General features: G+C 47.3%; 17 protein-coding genes and 2 pseudogenes. 7 read left to right on the forward strand and 12 right to left on the reverse strand.

What is annotated here, in order from left to right; genetic code table 11:
* Nucleotides 1-349 precede the first annotated feature (349 nt).
* Complete coding sequence (locus VIJ98_RS22875; protein WP_323271591.1) at nucleotides 350-952, reverse strand: cupin domain-containing protein; 603 nt, start codon at nucleotides 950-952, stop codon at nucleotides 350-352.
* Nucleotides 953-995: 43 nt separating this feature from the next.
* On the opposite strand from VIJ98_RS22875, the gene VIJ98_RS22880 reads away from it, so the two are divergent.
* The 3 genes from VIJ98_RS22880 to VIJ98_RS22890 all read left to right on the forward strand — a co-directional run bounded on the left by VIJ98_RS22880 (nucleotide 996) and on the right by VIJ98_RS22890 (nucleotide 3,870).
* Nucleotides 996-1,691 (forward strand): B3/4 domain-containing protein, encoded by a 696-nt coding sequence (locus VIJ98_RS22880; RefSeq protein WP_323271592.1) that lies wholly within the window; start codon nucleotides 996-998, stop codon nucleotides 1,689-1,691.
* 20 nt (nucleotides 1,692-1,711) lie between these two features.
* Nucleotides 1,712-2,605 carry a dihydrodipicolinate synthase family protein gene (locus VIJ98_RS22885; protein ID WP_323271594.1) on the forward strand — a complete coding sequence of 298 codons (894 nt, stop codon included), beginning with the start codon at nucleotides 1,712-1,714 and terminating at the stop codon, nucleotides 2,603-2,605.
* Nucleotides 2,606-2,940: 335 nt separating this feature from the next.
* Nucleotides 2,941-3,870: an MFS transporter gene (locus VIJ98_RS22890; RefSeq protein WP_407330317.1), complete on the forward strand. Its 930-nt coding sequence runs from the start codon at nucleotides 2,941-2,943 to the stop codon at nucleotides 3,868-3,870.
* Between the two features lie 367 nt (nucleotides 3,871-4,237).
* Here the strand turns inward: VIJ98_RS22890 and VIJ98_RS22895 are convergent, their stop codons facing one another.
* Nucleotides 4,238-4,636 (reverse strand): hypothetical protein, encoded by a 399-nt coding sequence (locus VIJ98_RS22895; RefSeq protein ID WP_323271596.1) that lies wholly within the window; start codon nucleotides 4,634-4,636, stop codon nucleotides 4,238-4,240.
* Between the two features lie 191 nt (nucleotides 4,637-4,827).
* A pseudogene (locus VIJ98_RS22900) lies at nucleotides 4,828-5,996 on the reverse strand (IS3 family transposase).
* Between the two features lie 72 nt (nucleotides 5,997-6,068).
* On the opposite strand from VIJ98_RS22900, the pseudogene VIJ98_RS22905 reads away from it, so the two are divergent.
* A pseudogene (locus tag VIJ98_RS22905) lies at nucleotides 6,069-6,179 on the forward strand (hypothetical protein); the annotation flags it as partial.
* A 268-nt stretch (nucleotides 6,180-6,447) separates the two neighbouring features.
* Nucleotides 6,448-6,846, forward strand: a complete 399-nt coding sequence (locus VIJ98_RS22910) for a hypothetical protein (protein WP_154157483.1) — start codon at nucleotides 6,448-6,450, stop codon at nucleotides 6,844-6,846.
* 237 nt (nucleotides 6,847-7,083) lie between these two features.
* Here VIJ98_RS22910 and VIJ98_RS22915 read toward each other — a convergent pair whose 3' ends face one another.
* A complete protein-coding gene (locus VIJ98_RS22915; RefSeq protein WP_154157484.1) occupies nucleotides 7,084-7,335 on the reverse strand; it encodes a hypothetical protein in 252 nt (83 codons plus the stop codon).
* Nucleotides 7,336-8,034: 699 nt separating this feature from the next.
* Nucleotides 8,035-9,555 carry a recombinase family protein gene (locus tag VIJ98_RS22920; protein ID WP_323271597.1) on the reverse strand — a complete coding sequence of 507 codons (1,521 nt, stop codon included), beginning with the start codon at nucleotides 9,553-9,555 and terminating at the stop codon, nucleotides 8,035-8,037.
* 380 nt (nucleotides 9,556-9,935) lie between these two features.
* Between VIJ98_RS22920 and VIJ98_RS22925 the strand changes: the two genes are divergently transcribed.
* Both VIJ98_RS22925 and VIJ98_RS22930 read left to right on the forward strand, forming a co-directional pair.
* On the forward strand, nucleotides 9,936-10,535 hold the full coding sequence (locus tag VIJ98_RS22925) for an Ail/Lom family outer membrane beta-barrel protein (protein WP_277976376.1): 600 nt from the start codon (nucleotides 9,936-9,938) through the stop codon (nucleotides 10,533-10,535).
* A gap of 74 nt (nucleotides 10,536-10,609) precedes the next feature.
* Nucleotides 10,610-11,218, forward strand: a complete 609-nt coding sequence (locus VIJ98_RS22930) for an Ail/Lom family outer membrane beta-barrel protein (RefSeq protein ID WP_277976377.1) — start codon at nucleotides 10,610-10,612, stop codon at nucleotides 11,216-11,218.
* Nucleotides 11,219-11,292: 74 nt separating this feature from the next.
* Here the strand turns inward: VIJ98_RS22930 and VIJ98_RS22935 are convergent, their stop codons facing one another.
* The 7 genes from VIJ98_RS22935 to VIJ98_RS22965 are packed head-to-tail and all read right to left on the reverse strand — an operon-like array spanning nucleotide 11,293 to nucleotide 17,096.
* A complete protein-coding gene (locus VIJ98_RS22935) occupies nucleotides 11,293-11,715 on the reverse strand; it encodes a tail fiber assembly protein (protein WP_323271598.1) in 423 nt (140 codons plus the stop codon).
* A gap of 17 nt (nucleotides 11,716-11,732) precedes the next feature.
* Nucleotides 11,733-13,229 (reverse strand): hypothetical protein, encoded by a 1,497-nt coding sequence (locus tag VIJ98_RS22940; protein WP_323271599.1) that lies wholly within the window; start codon nucleotides 13,227-13,229, stop codon nucleotides 11,733-11,735.
* On the reverse strand, nucleotides 13,211-13,873 hold the full coding sequence (locus VIJ98_RS22945; RefSeq protein ID WP_323271600.1) for a hypothetical protein: 663 nt from the start codon (nucleotides 13,871-13,873) through the stop codon (nucleotides 13,211-13,213). Before VIJ98_RS22945 ends, VIJ98_RS22940 begins: the two co-directional genes overlap by 19 nt.
* On the reverse strand, nucleotides 13,874-15,001 hold the full coding sequence (locus VIJ98_RS22950; protein ID WP_323271601.1) for a baseplate J/gp47 family protein: 1,128 nt from the start codon (nucleotides 14,999-15,001) through the stop codon (nucleotides 13,874-13,876).
* A 2-nt stretch (nucleotides 15,002-15,003) separates the two neighbouring features.
* Entirely contained in the window at nucleotides 15,004-15,369 is a 366-nt protein-coding gene (locus VIJ98_RS22955) for a phage tail protein (RefSeq protein ID WP_323271603.1), read from the reverse strand.
* Nucleotides 15,370-15,372: 3 nt separating this feature from the next.
* Entirely contained in the window at nucleotides 15,373-15,984 is a 612-nt protein-coding gene (locus tag VIJ98_RS22960) for a phage baseplate assembly protein V (RefSeq protein ID WP_323271604.1), read from the reverse strand.
* A complete protein-coding gene (locus VIJ98_RS22965) occupies nucleotides 15,981-17,096 on the reverse strand; it encodes a type IV secretion protein Rhs (RefSeq protein WP_323271606.1) in 1,116 nt (371 codons plus the stop codon). The genes VIJ98_RS22960 and VIJ98_RS22965 overlap by 4 nt, the downstream gene beginning before the upstream one ends.
* Between the last annotated feature and the right edge of the window lie 2 nt (nucleotides 17,097-17,098).

Raw genomic sequence — 17,098 nt, forward strand, 5'->3', positions numbered from 1 at the left:
CAGATTGTCCTCAGGGAGGGGCCCGGCTCACTCAGCTTCGTGTGATGGTAGCTAATCACCACATAATGTTAGATACAAGGGAGGGGGATGGACTGGCAGGCTTTATGGGTCATAAACCGGCTACGCCGGGCGTACGGCGCCGTTTACCATCGGAGTTATATATCCCTCCATGACGCTAGGGCGTCATTCAGAAGGCCGGCTGCGCACTGCTCGGCCGCCGTAATTGCTTTGAATCGGAATTATGATGAAACATTACGTCCGCAGTGTGCCAACAGCGGACATTGCAAATGCGCGATATGAGAATATTGACGTGCATATCAGGATGTTTCGGTCGCAAAACTAAAGACCCTTATGAAGCTTTTTCATTAACCGCCATAATAAAGTTCAGAGTGTGTTTACCCTGATTTTCGTAGAAATGCGGAACATCAGTTTTGGCTGTAACGGAAAATCCTGCTTTTACCTGAAACACACTCTCTTTCACGCCCAGCGTCAGCGTTCCGGACTGTATATGCAATAACTCTAGCGTGCCAGATGTATGCCCCGCAGATTCAAACTTCTCACCCGGTAGCATTTCCCATAGCCAAAGCTCAATCATATCTGGCCCACCTGAGCCAGCAAGAAGCCTGGCGCTCCCACCGTTGTCGCCTTTCCAGAGTTCAGGGATCTCATTATCAGCAATGATATGCACATCAGGTTTGGTGCTCACATCGACAAAATCGGCTACTGACACACCCATTGCAGCCGCAAGCCTGCATAACAATGCAATGCTGGGATTAGCCTTACACCCTTCGATCTCTACCAACATGCCCTTACTGACGTTTGCGCGTTGGGACAAGGCATCGAGAGACATTTTTCTATTTTTACGGAACTGTTTAATCCGCAGGGACACAGCTTCATTCACTGTGCTGATATCTGCACCGAACTCGGTCACTAAATTGACTTTTTTGGTCATTGGTCGATATTATGCAATAAAATGGTCATTACAGGATTATCCCGTGTTAACAGTCTCTGCGTCAATTTCTCCTGAAGTCTATGAAATAGCGCCCGGTTTTAGGGCACTCAGCATCTCGGTGCAGGCAGCGCCACTAGTGAACCCGCACGTTGGCGAAACGGCACTGAAAGCCGCCTGTGAAGCGGTACTTTCAGAAACTCCCGATTGGGCTGAACCGCATCTGGCCGCATGGGCTGATGTATTTCAAAAATTTGGTGCAAAACCAAAACGTACTCCCTGTTCTGCTGATGCGCTGCGTAAGCGCGTGATGCGCGATGGTGCCATGCCTGCGCTCGATCCCATCGTTGATCTGTATAACGCCGTTAGCCTCCGCTATGCCGTTCCGGTGGGGGGAGAGAATATCGCTGCCTATCAGGGTTCACCGCGTCTGGTTGTGGCAAAAGGAACAGAGCCTTTTGATACCGTCAAAGACGGTGAGACCGCCATTGAATACCCTTCGCAAGGTGAGGTTATCTGGTGTGATGATGCTGGCGTGACCTGTCGTCGCTGGAACTGGCGGCAGGGGATCAGAACCCGCCTTGACGTGGAAGCTCAGCAAATGTGGTTCATTCTGGAGAGTCTGCCGCAGATGCCACTGGAGATGCTTCACGAAGCCGGGAAGATGCTGACCAATGGCCTTGAAAAAATGATGCCTGGTCTGTGGTTAGAGGTGGCTCTTATCGAAGAGCAATACCAGTAATATCATTCAGGAGAAACACAATGTTCACCGGCTTGTCTGCTTTCCCGTTAACCCCTATCACCGCCAGCGGCGTCGACGAACAGGGGTACAGTAAGATTCTGGCCCGCCTGACGGCGGCCCGTGTTGATTCTCTGGGCATTCTGGGATCAACCGGAAGCTACGCGTATCTGACACGGGAGCAGCGCAATCGCATCGCAACTCTGGCTAAACAGCTTGCCGAAGATATCCCTGTGATTGTGTGTGTGGGTGCGGTCAGCACCGATGCCATCCTGCATCTGGTTGATGATGCGCAGGCCGCAGGCGCGAATGCCCTGTTGCTTCCGGCTGTCAGCTACCAGTCACTCCGTGACGAAGAGGTCTTCGCGCTTTTTGAGACGGTGACCCGGCACGCGTCTGTTCCCGTCTGTGTCTACGATAATCCGGGCACCACACATTTTACCTTTACGGATGAACTGCACGGTCGTCTCTCATCACTGGTGGGGGTGCGTTCGGTTAAGATCCCGGGTGTTCCTGACAACCCGGCAGCAGCCGCTGAGCGGGTGAATGCGCTACGCCAACATCTTCGCCCGGGAGTGACAATTGGTATCAGTGGCGATGCGTATGCCGGACTGGGATTAAATGCAGGCTGCGAGGTCTGGTACTCCGTGTGTGGGGGTCTGTTCCCGCAAACCGCAAAACAGATCACCGAGGCAGCAGCAGCAGGGGATCATGCACGCGTCATGGCACTGACAAACCGACTGGAACCGCTATGGGCGCTATTCCGTAAACACGGCGGGAGTATTCGTGTGATTGCCGCTGCCGCTGGCGTGCTTGGACTGACCGATACCTATTGCCTGCCTCGCCCTCTGCAGCCGCTGTCAGCGAGCGAGATCGCGGATATTGCCTGTGTGATCACCGCGCTGGAGCTGAAGTAACCCACCCACTGGACCGGCACTCTGTCGGTCCTCCTGAAACTTGGCCAGGCATTAATCGTCATGACAATCCTTCGGTGTACAAACGCGCCTGTTAAGGCAGGCCTTGCCCGCTATGCCTGTGCTGCGATGCTGGCACGCATTGCAGATGGCGGCGGGGTGCTGGCCGTGATCTTGCTTTGCCAGTCATCTGAACAGTATTACGCAGTGACGGGGTGGATGGCTGCCTGCATTACTTTCCCACATATGCTAGGGCCGTTTATTGCCCGCCATATCGATACCGCCAGCGACGGGCGCAGAGTCATTGCGACGGCCTGCCTGGCGTATTCACAGGGATAATGACAGCGACTTTCGGCCACATCCCTTTACTTTTGACGGCGTTCCTTCTTATCGCCGCAGGACTCTGTGGCCCACTCCTGACAGGTGGGATTAGCACTTTTCTGCCTGCCATTGCAGGGCCAGACCAGCGAAACCAGCGTCGGGCTCAGGGTCTTGATGTGGCAACTTACGGTTTCGGTGGCACGCTGGGGCCCTCTGCTGTTGCCGCCATCTCCACCTGGACTTCTCCTTCTTCGGCGTTTTACCTCCTGGCCGTTGGCACTGTTTTCGCCGCTTTCTTTATTATGCGGCTACCAGTTTTACCGGTTACACACAGCGGCAAGCCTGCAGAGGTTGCCGGCGCCATCGCAACGGTGGGTATGATGATCCGACACACGCCACTGCGCAGGACACTGTATCTGACGATGGCCGTCGCGTTTGCTGTCTCAGTCCTGCCTATTGTTGCGGTGAGTATGGCTGATAATCTTGGTGTTCCTGCAGCCACAGCCGCTTTTCTTACTGTTGCCTACGGAGCGGGTAATCTGGCGGGATCGGTATGCCTGATGGTTATTCCACTGAGAGGTGAACCCGACAGGCTGATGCTGAATATTGGAGGGCTGATTGTCGCAGGCCTGCTTTCCATGTTGGTAGTCAACAGTTTTATGCCAGTGTTTCTCTGCTTCTTCATAACCGGAATGCTTAATGCTGCTTTTTTCGCCGCTACGCTTGCCGCGCGCAGTGAGTTTTCCCCACCATCCTGCCGGGGGCAGGTCTTCGTCTGGGTGGGTGCAATGAAGATTACTGCAGGTTCACTTGGCACAGCAGCAGCAGGTCAATTGATGGCACAGGGGTCTTATGCACCAGTGATGTTAAGCCTGTGTACACTGTCGACAATACTCGTTATTTCTCTTTTGGCCCGCCTCTGGTCGTCGATTAAATATCATCGCTGACTGTTTAAGCAGGTGTTCCACACCTGCTTGTAATCCATCTTACGGCTTGTTAGGCGATCCGCTTCGTGCCAGGAGCGGATGACCTGCTCCCTGTTACTTAATACGCCAAGATTTGAGTCATGCTGTCATTAGCTTCGAAGCAACGGCAACGTCCGCTCCTCGCTCATAGCGGACCTGACGCGCGCATCAACTTCGTGCCAAAAGCGGATACTAAGATATCCAAATTTATGAATCGAGTGTCATCAGAGAAAGACATATCCTTCACCACCGCACCTCAAAACAAAAGATTATAAAATGCCAATTAATATTATAAAAGCAATCTTTCAAGGCTTTTATTTTTAGAATGCCTCCACTCATACTTGAATTATCATTCAAATAATTTTGACATTAACTTTCGCCAAAAGGGTGTTTTTTTAGTGTCGGTTAATGTATTAGCCCAAGATGGATTCTTTAGATCACTTGGTAATAAATATTTCCGATCATCATCATCTATAACGACTGCACCTAATTTTTTTGCTATCTGTAACATCTTACAATAAAGGGCTTCTTCGGGTTGCTTGCTATAAATTCGACCATCATCCCAATCAAGCCAGGAGTCATCATGTGCCTGATGGTTACTCCATCTAGTAAAATAATCACCATTCCTTTTATCTATTAATAATTCTTGATCATTATCAATAAGCTGAAGCCATTCTTCACTTGTGATTGGATTACTTGCGCTATCAAACCAATTTTCTGTTCTTACGATATGAAGTTCCCAGCCCATGAACATTTCCTTTTGTTGATGAACAATCCATAAGAAATGTTCATACGAAAGTCTGAAGTTTAACCCCTAAACAACCCGAAATCATGCAACTTTAATGAGCTGGTATATTTACAGGCTAAAAAGTTGCCCAGACAGAGCGACAGTGTCCTTCTTCCCACTGATAAACTCATTGTGATTTTAGTCTGTAGTGGTCAACTAAAACTGGCCACCGCTTTAGAGTTTTTCCAGTATCGGTATTCCGATTCGTTCGGTGGTAATCCACCGTTATATTCATGCGGCCTGAGTGAGCTGTAATACCCGACGATATAGTCTGTGATCGCACGAGCTGCTTCGCTGAAGTTAATATAACCAGTCACCGGCACCCACTCGTTTTTTAGGCTTCTGAAAAACCGTTCCATTGGGCTGTTATCCCAGCAGTTTCCACGACGGCTCATACTCTGTTTTATCCGGCATTTCCACAGCAACTGACGGAACTCCGTGCTGGTATAATGACTGCCTTGATCACTATGGAACATCACACCAGATGGCCTTCCTCGCGTTTCCCATGCCATTTCCAGCGCTTTCATGGTCAGTTTGCTGTCGGGCGAGAATGACATTGCCCAGCCGATTGGTTTTCGGGAAAACAAGTCGAGGACAACGGCAAGATAAGCCCAGCGTTTGCCGCTCCAGATATAAGTGACATCGCCACACCAGATTTTGTTGGGTTCCGCTACAGCAAACTGGCGATCAAGCGCGTTTGGGATGGCAACATGTTCCTGGCCTCCTCGCTTATATCTGTGCTTTGGTTGCTGGCAACTGACTAAGCCTGCTTCCTTCATCAGCCGCCGGACAAGCCAGCGTCCCATCCTGCGACCGCTGAGCGTTGCCATTGCCGCAATGCTTCTGGTGCCCGCCGAGCCGTGGCTGGCACTGTGTAGCTCCCGGACCAGACTGCGCAGCTGTACCCGCTCAGCATCGGGTTCAGCAGGACGACATCGCCAGTATTTAAAACTGCTTCGGTGGACTCCAAACACATGGCATAGCAGCGCCACAGGATAACGCGCCCTGAGTTCGCTGATTAGCGAGAATTGTTCAGGGAGTCTGACATCAAGAGCGCGGTAGCCTTTTTTAAAATATCGTTCTCCATTTCAATGCGTTGAAGCTTTTTCTTTAATTCACGTATTTCGATTTGTTCAGGTGTTATGGGGGAGGCTTTGGGTGTTTTACCCTGGCGTTCATCACGAAGCTGTTTTACCCAGCGCGTCATCGTGGAAAGGCCAATATCCATGGCTTTAGCGGCTTCAGCCACGGTGTAGTTCTAATCGAGAACAAGCTGCGCGGATTCACGTTTGAACTCTGCACTGAAATTTCTTTTTTTCATTCGGACACCTGTGTTGTTCTGAGGTGAGCATATCACCTCTGTTCAGGTGGCCAAATTCAGTAAACCACTACATACAGAGCTCAGGGCATCGATACGCAAACACTTCTGGGGCACTCAAATCAGGCAATGACAGACAAATATAACGATGAGCGAAGCAGTGAATGGAAGAAGCTGATCTTTTGATTCAATGCAGTTGCGCATAATTCAGCGAAAGCCCGCCATAAGCGAGGGAGAAAGTCAGCAGCAGTTCTCATCACTGGTGCAGAATGACTAAAATCACAATGAGTTTATCAGTGGGAAGAAGTACACTGTCGCTTTTTATGGGCAACTTTTTAGCCTGTAAATATACCAGCTCATTAAAGTTGCATGATTTCGGGTTGTTTAGGAGCTAAACTTCAGACTTTCGTTTGAACATTTTTTATGGATTGTTCATCAACAAAAGGAGATGTTTATGGGCTGGGAACTTCATATCGTAAGAACAGAAAATTGGTTTGATAGCGCAAGTAATCCAATCACAAGTGAAGAATGGGTTCAGCTTATTGATAATGATGAAGAATTATCAATAGATAAAAGGAATGGGGATTATTTTACTAGATGGAGTAACCATCAGGCACATGATGAATCCTGGCTTGATTGGGATGATGGTCGAATTTATAGCAAGCAACCCGAAGAAGCCCTTTATTGGAAGATGTTACAGATAGCAAAAAATTTAGGTGCAGTCGTTGTAGATGATGATGATCGAAAATATTTATTACCAAGTGATTTAAAGAATCCATCTTGGGCTAATACACTAACCGACAATAAAAAAACACCCTTGTGGCGAAAGTTAATGTCAAGATTATTTGAATGATAATTCAAGTATCAGTGGAGATATTCTAAGATGAAAGCCTGGATAGATCGCTTTTATAATATTACTTAGCATTTTATATTGTTTTGTTTTGAGGTGCGGTGGTGGAGTACGTGTCTTTCTCTGATGACACTAGATTAATAAATTTGGATATCTCAGGTCCGCTTTTGGCACGAAGTTGATGCGCGCGTCAGGTCCGCTATGAGCGATCTGCGGACCTTGCAATAATTAATGGTCTCCTTATTTGATGCCATAATTAGCAGGTATAGACCTGACGTAGTCTGCAACTTCTCCATTATAAAGAGCCGAGATACTTTCAAAGACATCCGCTATATCTTTTCGGCTAACTTCATCAAGGGACTGAAGAGTTCCTGCAATACTCTCTTGCATCTCAAGGGCCACATCAGGATTAATTAAAGTTTCCTCGGTAAATTCGAGTGCGATAGCTATATCAGCTATGACTTTCACTAATTGTATAGATTGTGATGACATATGAGCCTCTTCTTAGCTTTTGACTAGATTCCTGCGCATCAACTTAACATGAAGTTAGCAACGTCCGCTTCTGGCACTAAGCGGCCTCCCATACTTTATTTGATATGCCATCAAACAAGAACCCCCAGGCTCAAAGGCAGCTCATTTTTTAACCAGTTTTGCAGAAGAGTTTTGCTGGAGTTTTGCAGAAGACCTCTGAAGGCGATTTTCACCGAACAGGCTCATTAGCGATGCCAGCGCCCTGCCCGGTACGTCATAGCGAGTGCCGCCACACTTCTGGCATTTTTCACTGGAAAGTGCCGCTTTTCGCCACTATGATCAGCTCACTTATTCACCCACTGATAACTAAGGAGGATTACTATGCTGCTGTGTGAATTGTTTCTTTACTCACACTTTTAAAGGATTTAAGTATTCATATAACTTGCTGTATTCAAAGGATAAAAAGCAATTTGAAACTTTAGTTCTGAGTGCTTTTTGTTGAATTTTTATTGCTAAGATATCAATACGTTACTTATCATTTTGCAGAAACCAAAAGAGTGACTATGCAACCTTCCCCACTCTTATGGTGACTCGACCTTCAACCTGACTTGAAATATTTAATGACTCGCTGATTAAGAAAAAGTATCCCTTTATTTTTATCAAGATACTTAAGTTTTCTTATGATATTAATTCATGATTGAACTTTAATGGTTCGATTTATCAGAGAATTATTTCAGTTTGTTCTAAATAAGCCATTGCATCAAGTATAGAGGACCAGCCGGTAGACTTTGTGAGGGGATAATTCAGAACTTTCATCCCGTTATGCAGATAGATATCACAGGTTTTTGACTTACCGTCAATTTTAATATCCTGAATTATTCTTCGAGCTATTAATTGAAATTCCTTGCGGTCGGCTACGTTGAGCACATTTAGTGCAGAAGCAGCCTTCATATCGCGCTCATCCTGTATTTCAGCCATGTCACTCTTTAACTGATTTATTTCAGCAGCAATTTCAGCTGCTCGGACTGTCAGCTCTCTGACATCCGGTGCAAGCTCTATCGCCTTAATCACGTTCTGAAGCTTACCGGTTAATTCCAATTGCCTGACTGTCATTGAAGTTAAAGCAGTTTCATTTGATAAGTGCGGGTCCATTCCTGATGCACCTTTTATGACTCCAGTAATCAGGTAGCGGTCCGTTAGATCTCTTCTGACCGCTTCAGATTTGCATCTGTGCTGACGGCGCATTGAGCAAACATAGTAGCCATAGCCTTTTGTGCTGATCCCCGTCAGTATAATGGCATGCCCACACTCTTTACAGTGCATCAGCCCTTTAAAAATATTTATTAGATGCGGATTAAAATTGGTGTTCCTTCTGCTTTCAGGTTCGTAACTAATACGCCTAACACGCTCAAAATCTTCAATACTGATGATTGCAGGATAATAATGAGGAATGTCCTCAACATCGGGCACTGTTATGCGATATGACGGAGAAAGAACGCCAATCACAGCTTTAGATTTAACCAGTCTTTCAATTGAAGCTGAATTCCACTGAGAAACTTTTCCACGAAGATTTTTCTTACCCTGGACATTCAGTGCCTGACTGATTTTCTCAAAAGAGCGGCCGTCGAGTCTCATTTCGAAAATAGTTCTGATAATGTCTGCTTTGTCTTCTATTACCTCAAAACCATTACAAGCAGCGTTTACTTTCAACCAGGAGGGGCAATGGCGGGTCATTATTTCCCCCTTTTCAGCGGCCTGTTTACGCTTTTCGGCCCAGACTGCTCGCTGGCGTTTAGACTTGATCTCGCTTTCTTCGTTAGCTCGCTGGGCTATCAGAATTGCTTTGATGATCGAGTAAGGGTCGTCAAGTGAATCGCGGGTATAATGCGTGCCATCAGTGAGTGTAACCACATCGATCCCCGCTTTGAGGATTGTACGGAGTCTGTCGGACGCATCACCTATTTTTTCTCTTGATAGACGATCAAGACTTTCTACAAGGAGTACACTGCCCGCTTCAATTAACTCCCGTTGCACCGCTTCCATAAATTCAGAAAATGCGCCTGAAATAGCATGCTGTCCCCTGTATGCGCTCAGCCCAAGGTCCTCGAATGTTACCGGATCAAGGTAGTAGTCAGCGTTATGTTTAATCCATTCATCAATTAATTTCTTCTGTCTTCTGACTGAATCTCCCTGGACCTGCTGTAAAGATGAAAAACGTAGATAAGCTATAGCTCTTTTCATATTTATCTCCATATCCTCTCAGCTTTAGATTACATGTGGCACTTCAGAATATTATGTTTGGCGATTGACTGAACAATATCGGGATTATATCTCAATAAAATGACCGTTATTGTGACGATGAAATAGGCCATTAAATCCGCGTCAACCAACATGAGAGATGTTTAAAACCCCCATATAAAACACGACATCCCGAGCAACTAATACAAAAGTACAAAATAAGCCATGCAAATACATTAATCTGCTGACAACATTTTACTATATAGGTTGTGTTTGAACTCTCGCAAAACATAAATATTCATTTTTATGACTAAAAATATCTGTAACCTCTCTGCTGATTAAGGCGATCTCCTTAATCAGAAAACTAACACAGGGCAATTGAGATGCACAGTAAAATAAAATGCGCTTTTTTAATCTTGGCCTCAATTACAAGTGGGGCAGCCATTGCTTCACCTGTTGATTACAATGTTAATGCAAACAGAACGACCATCTCCATGGGCTATTCACAAGGGGAACTTCGTGACTTCGGTTCTCTCTATGGGGGGAACCTAACGGTTCAGTATGAACCCGATTTACCCGTAGGAATCATGGGTTCAGTGACAGCTCTGCGGTCAGACCTGGACGTAATAACTAACGGTATTAGAAAACATAAAGGATCATCATCAACAAAACCAGGCAACAGTGCTGAATATTACTCTGCGATGTTTGGTCCAACTCTGCGTTTAAATGAATCCATTAGCATTTATGCACTGGCTGGTATATCGCATAGCAAAATCGATAAAACCTCAGCCGCTAACTTAAGTAGTAATAAAACTTCCTCCGCCAGCTTTAACACTAACCGATTCGCTTACGGCTTTGGCATGACTGCTAATATTACCGACAATTTAAGTCTCAATATGGGGTATGAAGGTTCAAGAGTCAGGTTTGATGAAAAATTACATCCCATCAATGCTGTTATGCTGAGTGTTGGCTATCGTTTCTGATCAAATACGCCCCCTCAATATACGTAAGGGGGCTTTTGTTATTCATATCTGATTGAATTACTGCGGAACTATAAATGAAAAATAAATTAATCAAAATAATCACCGCACTATCCTGTATTTTTTGCATGAATGCAAAAGCCTTGTATATACCAGACCGTGCCACAATGTTATTTGGTTATGAGCACGGATCCATTGAGGGTTACGGCAGCCTTCATGGACCAAACTTTAAAATGATCTACGAGCCCGAGAGCATGTTCGGTATTGTTGGATCTTTGACGGCCTTAAAGAATTTTTGGGATGACACAGATGAGTTTCACAATGAGAAGGACATCAATGGCAGACGTATCAGGGTCAAGACTGATAAAAAAGCCACACAAGACACGGAGTATTATTCTGCCATGTTTGGCCCATCCTTACGCATAAACGATCTTTTGACTGTTTATGGCGCTTTTGGATTATATCATTTGAGAATGGATAAGCCCCTTCTACATGATAAGGTCACGAATAAAGCGGTAAGAAATGGTTCCCACTCTTTCAATAATGTTGCATTTGGTGCCGGCGTTATCCTGAATGTTACTGATACGCTCACACTTGCAGCAGGATATGAAGGGGCGCCAGCAGAGAAAAATCAGGATTACAATAGCCTGAACGCTGCATCACTGAGTGTGGGTTATCATTTTTAAACAATTCCTGCCTCAAAGCATTGAGCTGATAAAATCAGCTCTCTCAGCTAGAATTGCCGCAGCTTAATCATCTTTTACACTGGAACATCTGGCCAGCGAATGGAACTAACATTTCCCGGTTCGATGCGGTATACATCTGCAAGATACTTTTTCCATGACATAAGTCTCTGAGTTTCTTCACTCGTTAATGCACAAATTTCTTCAATAATCTTTAACTGGCGAATTTCGGTGTCAGCCGTCATTAACATCGCATTTCTTATATTTACGGCTTCCGCTATACGCTCCTGTTCGGTAGGTTCTGGAGCATCAATCCAGCAAGGCATACCGTGTTCATCAGCACCACGAATTTTTCCCTTTGGAGGCTGGCCACAGTGATTCAGCCAGAGCACTTCTGATATGCTTTTAACATCTTCACTCCATGAACCATTTTGAATATATACCGCCTTCTCATCAAGGTCGTAGAAAGCTTTCGTTTTTGCACTGAATCCAATATTCATATCATTCCCCCCTACTTTTAGTGGCCAAATGCAACCCAATAGAATTCGGTTTCACCTGAACCCGCGACCAGCTCAAAGTGTGAGTTGTCTATCACGTTGACATAAGGATTCTCGACACTTTTTTTGTGCTTTTTGTTTAAGGAAAACTGGACATTGAGGCATTGAGAAGGAAAAACGATGTGAAATGCGACGCGGGTTGTCTGGCCGGAACGCTCTATTCTTCCCCCCTGAATAATGAGTCTCTTGTTGGTTGATTTGTAATACCAGGCCCCCGAATTTCCAGTGGTTTTAGGCAACAGTCCTTTAATCCACTTTTTAAGACTCCCATCCCACTGTTTACCTTTCAAGTCACCTTCATCAGTCAGCTCAGCCTCTCCTACGAGCAAATTTTTGTCGACCTTCAAAATCCCTTCCACGACAACATCGCCGCCAATATTGCCTCCAGCACAGGAATAGAATTTTTTATCTGACTCCACTTTGCTGTAACTGCTAATAGCGGAACAATGAATCCATACATTCAACGCGCTGTTCCACTCCACTTCCACAATCTGTCCTTCAGTAACGTCCCCAGGCTGCAATTGTTGATGCTCATTAGTCAATATGCTGGTTGCCGGCAGTTGCCCCACCGCCAATGATGAGGGTCCCGTATTGGTATTACTAGCCCGGAAACGCAAACGCATACTGTCACTGAGCTGCCTCACGGCGGGATGAATCAAAAGCTGGTATTGATTGGCGGTTCCGGTGTCTTCTCCGTAAGTCAAACTGCCCTGCTGAATCGCACTGATGAAGCCGTCATGTGGCAGGAATGGTGCGCCATCAGCAGGACGGATATGACCTGCAGTTACTACATGATCTCCAAAGTGCAACGTTACAACCCATGCAGATATATAGCCGGCATCAGGGGACGGTGTCATCTGTTTACCTGTGGCTGCTGCAATGCCAGCTTTTAACGCAACGTGACAGACACCCGAACGGGTCGTACTTTGCGCAGCTCCTGTATTGTCAGGCCCACTATACGCGATGGCCGGATTGGCTGCGTTATAGTAGGGCAACACTGTTGGGCCCGTATCCACTTCGCTATACGTAACCTGAATCAGGTAGTTGATACTCTGCCCCTCCGTAACCGGAGCCTTGAGCGTGAATGACGTTGGGGTCATGAACAGCCCCTGCTTTAGGATGCTTCTCGTCGTGTCTGGCGCCAGCGAGGAATAGGCCGAATCATCGATGCTCTGAAGAGCATATATCTGCCCTTGCCCCACGTTGATCATCATTGATTCTGGAACACCAGGCGTGCATTCAAGTCCGCAGAGGCAGGTATTTTGACCCATGATGGCAGCGGCTAGTTTGGCCAGGCCTACCATTGCAAATTTGTTAGTATTTAACAGGTCCGTTTCGAGCGGAATTTGCCCTGGATAAACAATCTGACGATCCATAATAATTCCCAAAATAAAGGCCACCGTGAAGGTGGCCAGCAAAAAGTTTAGTAAATGAGAGATTAATGCAGCCTGACCCACACGGTGGTGCCTTCGACTTTCACTGCAGCCACCGCAGCGTATATTTGTGCATCGCTCAGCTCACCCCGTAACTTGTCCAGTGAAACGTATTGCCCGTACGAAGGCGTACTGTATCCGGATGAGTTACTGCCATAACCTGTAATGTAGGGCAAACCCGAGATTTTGCCCCTGCGTGCAACGACGAATGCCTGATAAGGCGTCAGTAATGAACCGTATCCGCCGGCCATTCTGTAACCTAATGCTGGCCCGCCATATGAACCGGTATCTTCTGGTCTTTGAGGTTCAAAGACCGTGGGTGTGTTGCCTGTCAGCTCATTCAGGACGCTTATAATTGCCTGCCGCGTTCCGCGTTCGCGCAAGAGTTCACTCCGTATCCGTTTACTAAAAGCGTCATCGGGCATCTCTAAAGGACGTTGAAGAGTATCGCCAAAAAAGTCATACGCAGTCATATCGAGCCAGCCATCAGTGGCGGTTGAGATTCGTGTTTGCTTTTGGGCATAGCGATACAATTCATGGCACCATGCAAGTGTATGGGCTGCTGCCACCAGCACACCGGTGAGCAGCGGGCTGGTATTGGCAAACCAGCCCGCAGGCAGCAGAGCATGAAGTCTCACATAGATATCGTTCTGATCCCCTGAAGTCATTTAACTCACCACAATTTTGCCAGGACGAATTACCTCTTTTGGGGAAGCGGCCAGGTCTGCTGTATCTGCATTCAGACTTAATGAAGTGACGTTAGTGACCAGTGGGCTGGCGGCATATGCCACCCTGATAATTTGGGTGTATGAGAGAAGCTGACCAATATGAAGATTTGCGATGTATTCGGTAATTCTCTTTTTAATCTGTTCAATGACTTTTACGTCATGCTCCCGATTTTTAGTTGCAACAGAAATAACAACATCAACTGTAATTACCATTGGACAGAAGACCCCGAAATTAATTGTGAAACCACGAACTGCATCAATAGACCTGAATACCTGTTCACGGAATTCTTTATCATTTTGACCGCTCGAATTCTCCACTACAGCGTAAAAATAACCCGGTTTAGGCGTACCATCCCAGGCAAGGTTTTCTGTCAGAGTAAAACTGGTCACTTCGGAGTAACTGCTGATTGCATACTCCAAAGCCCCTTTTGTGGCTTTAGACAAAGACGCTATCCACGTAATAAATCGCTTACGGAATTCGTCATCAGACTCTGCATCTTTACCATTCACAAATATGGTGTTGTTGGTCACCGTATCAACGTACGGTATAGAGCCTGTAATGATACTAACCATACCTTTTTGCACATTGCCCGATGCACCTGCAGCTGAAGCCCGGACAGGCACAGTCAGGCTGCTGGCCCCTGCCTCAAAAATATATCCCGAAAGCTCTGCATCCCAGGCTTTATTATCCATTGGAGCAATCACGGTATAACTCTGGCTTCCGTCAATCGTGGATACCAGTGTTCCCAAAGGGATTAATGCCTCATGTGCTGCCGTAAACCGGCTAAATACAACCTGTCCGGTTGCCTGTACGGCAGAAAGCCGCCTTAATCCAAAATCCGCCATCCAACTGTCGAGATCTTCGCCTGAGCAGGTTGCCGCGCGCGTTGTCACCAGCAGTTTCACGATTAATTGCTGTATCCACATGGCCACACCGGCATTCGACTCGGCCAGCGATCGGAGAATGCTGCCGATAGAGAAGTCCACCAGCTTCTGCGCTCGCGACTGCACAGCAGTAACCTGGCCGCTTACCAGTTCAGTGAAAGATTTGATGTTGAATGCGGTCATGCTTACCTCGTTATGTCAAAACTGAGTGTTTCAGGAGTACCAGTCAGCGCATCCGTGTATGACACGGAGACACTGACGCCACTTTCTATCAGGGACAAACGGACATGCGGTGGCGGACTGGAAGACACAGATTCTTCAAGCAACATCTGCCCGGCGATTAGCGCCCTCCACTCCCCGGGATGAATATTCTCGCCTACTTTTTTTCCCAACCCGGCGCCATACCCAGGATGAAACAGATAGTCACCTGGATTGGTGAGGAGACGACGCAAAATGCGCTGTCTTCCACGTTCCTGCTGATCGACAGGACGTAGGTCGCCGGCGGGAGAGATATCGAGGTCACCACCCGTAATGTGGTAAAGATCAAACATGGATTACCGCGACTTAAAGGATGTTAATTGTTGTTTAGGAGGCTGAGTGTATTGTCCCTGGCCACATTCAAGGTGAGTGTGGCCGCCGTGGAAAGTGCGAATCCGGTTTACCGTGCCGTATTGGCCGTTCCTGTCGCGGATGTCTTTCACCACGGTCAGATTTTCGTCTATCCGGACATTTCCTCTCCTAAAATGATGTGCAGGTGCGTCATAAGTGAGTTTGACTTTAGCACTAAGCAGTACTTCGCCATTGTTTAGGAATTTGAGCAGCGATCCGCTTTGATGCACTAACCAGAACTCGCCGGAGGGCGGTCCTGGACAGCGATCTTGATCGTTGTAGAATTGCCCCGTCGCCATACCTGCGCCAGGAAGTCCGGAATCAAACTCGACTTCCACCACTGCGCCGATCATGGGTCCTGCTGCCATGCCCCAGTCCTTGCCGACCCAGGGTGAACTCAACGGGATCCAGCCCGTTTCTTCACCCGATGGCTGCAACTGTACTTTCACCACATAAGCATCCGGATCGTATGCGGTAATGATGCCTTGTCGGGTACCGATTTCGCCCATTGTTGCCTGTCTTGCCGACGCCGCCATGACATTAAGTAGTGCTCTCATTGCCGTACTTCCAGCGCCGGAGTGTGGTTCTTTCCTGAGATATGCATGGTGTAACCTGTTTCCCAGTTGAGCGTGCGTCGCACACGATCGCACCAGTAAAACTGGTCGAACGGACTTTGCGTCCCTTTAATATGAACCAGTGTTCGTGGCGTGAGAATGTTGTCGCCCGCTGTTGACCCTTTGAAAGTCATCTCGTGCTGAACGACCTGAAGATAGATGGATTGCGCCAGTGCATGAGCCGCCTCTGGGGTTAATCCGTTACGAATGACCCGATAAACCTGCGTTTCAGCCTTGGATTCTCCAGGCGTCATTTTTCTGGTCGGCTTCGGATAGGAAGCCGTAAACTGCTTAATCTTGCGCTTCGCATTCCAGCTAAGGACTTCAACCGTCACGCCTTTGGCAACCGTCAGCGAGCGTGAAAACGACAGGTCGTCAGAGATGTTGCTCTGTGGATATGCCTGCACGCCGGGTGGCTGCCATTGAATAACATAGCTGTCAGCATCAGCCGGATCGTGCTTCGGTTCAAAATGCAGGCTGTCGTCATCCAGGTAAACCGAGAAATTCTCAATTGCCGCAAGCGTTGTGATGAGGTCCCACTCGGTCTGCTCTCCCGTAAGGTGAGCCGTATCAATCTGATAATATTCACCTACTCGCTGCCTCGTAGCGGTAACCACTGGCCTAAGACCGTGACGTAGTGCAAGCGTGGAGGCTATTTGAGAGCTGGTCTGATTTTTGAAGCTTTCTCCTGTAGTCTTCGCATCAATAAGCTTCGCGGCAAAGTCACGTCCTTCAGCCGATATCACAAAGCGCGCGGGTTCGAAGTGCCAGGTATCAATGTTGCCGGTGATGTGCTTCTTCTCATCAATGCCTGCTCGTGTGCTTACCGAGATGAACAGTTCAACCCGAATAGTCGTCTGCACTGCCCACCAGTTCAGCATCTGCATGGCGGCTGGTAGAGCTGTGATGGCCAGCGTCAAGTCAAACGTCCCGGCGCCGCGAAAGGCATGAGCCTCGACACTAAACGATATGAAAGGCACGTCCGTTCCATTTAAAAGACAACGCCCGCTGACATAGCGGCCATTGGATTCAACAGGAGTATTGTTCAGGTTCATTG

The sequence above is a fragment of the Pantoea sp. S18 genome (assembly GCF_045689705.1).
GTDB classification, from domain to species: Bacteria; Pseudomonadota; Gammaproteobacteria; order Enterobacterales; family Enterobacteriaceae; genus Pantoea; species Pantoea symbiotica.

What these genes read in the sequence shown, in the direction of transcription:
- VIJ98_RS22960 (WP_323271604.1), bottom strand. Translation starts at nt 15,984, where the DNA reads ATGAGAGCACTACTTAATGTCATGGCGGCGTCGGCAAGACAGGCAACA.
- VIJ98_RS22935 (WP_323271598.1), bottom strand. Translation starts at nt 11,715, where the DNA reads ATGAATATTGGATTCAGTGCAAAAACGAAAGCTTTCTACGACCTTGAT.
- VIJ98_RS22965 (WP_323271606.1), bottom strand. Translation starts at nt 17,096, where the DNA reads ATGAACCTGAACAATACTCCTGTTGAATCCAATGGCCGCTATGTCAGC.
- VIJ98_RS22945 (WP_323271600.1), bottom strand. Translation starts at nt 13,873, where the DNA reads ATGACTTCAGGGGATCAGAACGATATCTATGTGAGACTTCATGCTCTG.
- VIJ98_RS22885 (WP_323271594.1), top strand. Translation starts at nt 1,712, where the DNA reads ATGTTCACCGGCTTGTCTGCTTTCCCGTTAACCCCTATCACCGCCAGC.
- VIJ98_RS22950 (WP_323271601.1), bottom strand. Translation starts at nt 15,001, where the DNA reads ATGACCGCATTCAACATCAAATCTTTCACTGAACTGGTAAGCGGCCAG.
- VIJ98_RS22920 (WP_323271597.1), bottom strand. Translation starts at nt 9,555, where the DNA reads ATGAAAAGAGCTATAGCTTATCTACGTTTTTCATCTTTACAGCAGGTC.
- VIJ98_RS22910 (WP_154157483.1), top strand. Translation starts at nt 6,448, where the DNA reads ATGGGCTGGGAACTTCATATCGTAAGAACAGAAAATTGGTTTGATAGC.
- VIJ98_RS22925 (WP_277976376.1), top strand. Translation starts at nt 9,936, where the DNA reads ATGCACAGTAAAATAAAATGCGCTTTTTTAATCTTGGCCTCAATTACA.
- VIJ98_RS22890 (WP_407330317.1), top strand. Translation starts at nt 2,941, where the DNA reads ATGACAGCGACTTTCGGCCACATCCCTTTACTTTTGACGGCGTTCCTT.
- VIJ98_RS22895 (WP_323271596.1), bottom strand. Translation starts at nt 4,636, where the DNA reads ATGGGCTGGGAACTTCATATCGTAAGAACAGAAAATTGGTTTGATAGC.
- VIJ98_RS22875 (WP_323271591.1), bottom strand. Translation starts at nt 952, where the DNA reads ATGACCAAAAAAGTCAATTTAGTGACCGAGTTCGGTGCAGATATCAGC.
- VIJ98_RS22955 (WP_323271603.1), bottom strand. Translation starts at nt 15,369, where the DNA reads ATGTTTGATCTTTACCACATTACGGGTGGTGACCTCGATATCTCTCCC.
- VIJ98_RS22930 (WP_277976377.1), top strand. Translation starts at nt 10,610, where the DNA reads ATGAAAAATAAATTAATCAAAATAATCACCGCACTATCCTGTATTTTT.
- VIJ98_RS22915 (WP_154157484.1), bottom strand. Translation starts at nt 7,335, where the DNA reads ATGTCATCACAATCTATACAATTAGTGAAAGTCATAGCTGATATAGCT.